General features: G+C 73.8%; 2 protein-coding genes. Both read right to left on the bottom strand.

Annotated elements, in window-relative coordinates; genetic code table 11:
- Nucleotides 1–129: 129 nt before the first annotated feature.
- A complete protein-coding gene (locus ACFV2S_RS15575) occupies nt 130–1,167 on the bottom strand; it encodes a methyltransferase (RefSeq protein WP_385558373.1) in 1,038 nt (345 codons plus the stop codon).
- Nucleotides 1,168–1,246: 79 nt separating this feature from the next.
- Nucleotides 1,247–2,311 (bottom strand): nitrous oxide reductase family maturation protein NosD, encoded by a 1,065-nt coding sequence (locus tag ACFV2S_RS15570; RefSeq protein ID WP_385558370.1) that lies wholly within the window; start codon nt 2,309–2,311, stop codon nt 1,247–1,249.
- Nucleotides 2,312–2,637: the final 326 nt, after the last annotated feature.

Genomic DNA, 2,637 nt, shown 5'->3' with positions numbered 1-2,637 from the left:
GCGCCACTGTAACACCGGGGGGCGCGGCGCCCGCGGCCCCGCGCGCCGAAAACCCCGCTCCCCCGCGCCCCCCCCCCCCCGCCACCCCCGGGGCGGGGGCGGCCTCGGGTTGTCCGGACGGGTCCGGGATCAGGCGGGCACGGTGCACTCGAAGGCATGCAGGTACGCGTTGACCGGACGGATCTCGCCGATCACGAGCCCGGCGGCCGTGAGCCGGTCCACCATGCTCTGGCGGGTGTGCTTCGCACCGCCGACGTTGAGCAGCAGGAGCAGGTCCATGGCCGTCGTGAACCGCATCGACGGGGTGTCGTCGACGAGGTTCTCGATGACGACGACCCGGGCACCCGGCTTCGCGGCCTTCCGGACGTTCGCCAGGCACCTGCGGGTGCTGTCGTCGTCCCACTCCAGGATGTTCTTGATGACGTAGACGTCGGCCCGGACCGGGATGGAGTCCCGGCAGTCGCCGGGCTCGATCGTGACGCGGGAGGCCAGCGAGCCGCCCTCGCGCAGCCGCGGGTCGGCGTTGCCGACCACCGCCGGCAGGTCGAGCAGCGTGCCGTGCAGCGTGGGGTGCTTCTCCAGGAGGCTCGCCAGGACGTGGCCCTGGCCGCCGCCGATGTCCGCGACGGAGGACGCCCCGCGCAGGTCGAGCAGGTCGGCGACGTCCTCGGCGGACTGCCGGCTCGACGTCGTCATGGCCCGGTTGAACACGTACGCGGACTCCGGGGCCTCCTCGTTGAGGTACGAGAAGAACTCCCGCTCGTACACGTCCTCGAAGACGTTGCGGCCGGAGCGCACCGCCTCGTCGAGCTTGGGCCAGACGTCCCACGTCCACGGCTCCGTGCACCACAGCGCGATGTAGCGCAGGCTGTGCGGGTCGTCCTCGCGCAGCAGCCGTGACATCTCCGTGTGGGCGAAGGTGCCGTCGGGCAGCTCCGTGAAGACGCCCTGGCAGGCCAGGGCGCGCAGCAGCCGCCGCAGGGTGCGCGGTTCGGTCTTCACCGCGGCCGCGAGGTCCTCCGCGGTCATGGGCGCGTCTCCCAGCGCGTCGGCCACGCCCAGGCGGGCGGCCGCGCGCACGGCGGCGGCACAGGCCGCGCCGAAGACGAGTTCTCTCAGCCGCATGGGCGGCGGGGGAGCGGATTCGGCGGATTCGACGGTCGTCATCTGGGTCGCCTTGCCTTTGCTGTCGTGCCTGCGGGTGGGGGAGGGGCGGGAGGGATCGGTGGGGGAGGGGCGGGCGCGGTCAGCACATGCCCGCGGGCTGGGAGACGCCGCAGGTGTTGCCGCGGAAGGTGTTGGTCTTTCCGGTGTCGCGGTCGGCGAGGTCGGCGGTGCCGTTGCGCAGCGCCACGTTGTCGCGGATCTCGATGCGCTCGTTGGGGACGCCCACGAAGCTCTTGAACAGCACGATGCCGCCGGACAGCGGCGAGCTGCCGACGTTGTCCTCGACCCGGTTGCGCTCGACGACGGTGTCCTCGGCGCCGGTGAGCACGATGCCCGAGCCCTGGAGGGCGGGCAGGCGCGGGGTCTTCGGGCACAGCTTGTTGTTCTCGTGGATGTGGTTCCGGCGCACGCCGATCGCCCCGGCGCGCGGGGTGGACTCGTCGCCCACCACGAACACGGCGGCGCAGTTGCCCGTCGCCTCGTTGCGGTCGACGGTCAGGTTCCGCAGGCGGCGCACCGTGATGCCGATCCGGTTGCCGGACACGCGGTTGCCGCTGACGACCGTGCCGTGGGTGTCGGTGGCTCCGCCCTCCTCGGTGACGGTGTTGGCCAGGAACAGACCGGCGTCCCCGTTGTTCCGGGCGACGTTGTGGCGGAGGACGCCGCGTACGGACCGCTCCTGGGCGATGCCCCAGGTTCCGTTCGACTCGGCGGTGACGCCCCGGACCTCCAGGCGGTCGGTCCACTTGGCCCACAGGCCGTTCGCGGCGAAGCCCCTGAGGGTCAGCGAGCGGACGGTCACGTTCTCGACGGGGCGGGCCTCGGTGCCGGTGACACAGATGCCGTTGCCCGCCTTCGCGCACGCGTCGGCGCCGGGGGCGGCCGCCGGCGCGATCACGGTCGGGAAGACGCCCGAACCGCGGAGCGTGAGGTTCGGGGTGGTGATGCGGACGCTCTCGCGGTACGTGCCCGGGGCGAGGAGCACCGTGTCGCCGGGGCGCGCGGAGTCCACGGCCTTCTGGATCGATTCGCCCGGCTTCACCCGGTGCACCTTCCCGTGGCCGGCCGTCGGCGCGGCGGCGCCGAGACCCGAGGCCGCGAGGGCCGCGGTGCACGCCAGGAGGGCGATCTGTCGTTTCGTCATATCGCGAAGTTATGAGCGCGTGTTCCGGCCCGCCACCGCTGATCCCCCGGGTGGGCCGGGGCCGACCGAGGGCCTTCGAGGGGCGGCCGTACCGGCGCTGGTCCGTTCGCGTGCCGGACGGGATCACCCGCGCGGCGGTACGCACACGACGGTGACCTGCCGTGACGGCCCGGAGCGGGCACGGTCGTGGGTCCGACCGGCGGACGGCCGAACGCGGGGCCCCCCGTGGGGGGGGGGGGGCGGGGGCCGGTGCGCCTGGGCCCGGGCACAACACCACGGCCGGGGGGCGGGGCCCGGCCGGGAGCACCCCCACAAGCGGGTGGGTT

The organism is Streptomyces sp. NPDC059695, assembly GCF_042733785.1.
GTDB lineage: Bacteria > Actinomycetota > Actinomycetes > Streptomycetales > Streptomycetaceae > Streptomyces.
Note: the sequence above shows the minus strand (reverse complement) of the source record. Positions and strands in the feature narration are given on the sequence as shown.

Bases quoted from the DNA above. Each gene is read 5' to 3' on its own strand.
- ACFV2S_RS15575 (WP_385558373.1), bottom strand. From the start codon at position 1,167: ATGACGACCGTCGAATCCGCCGAATCCGCTCCCCCGCCGCCCATGCGG.
- ACFV2S_RS15570 (WP_385558370.1), bottom strand. From the start codon at position 2,311: ATGACGAAACGACAGATCGCCCTCCTGGCGTGCACCGCGGCCCTCGCG.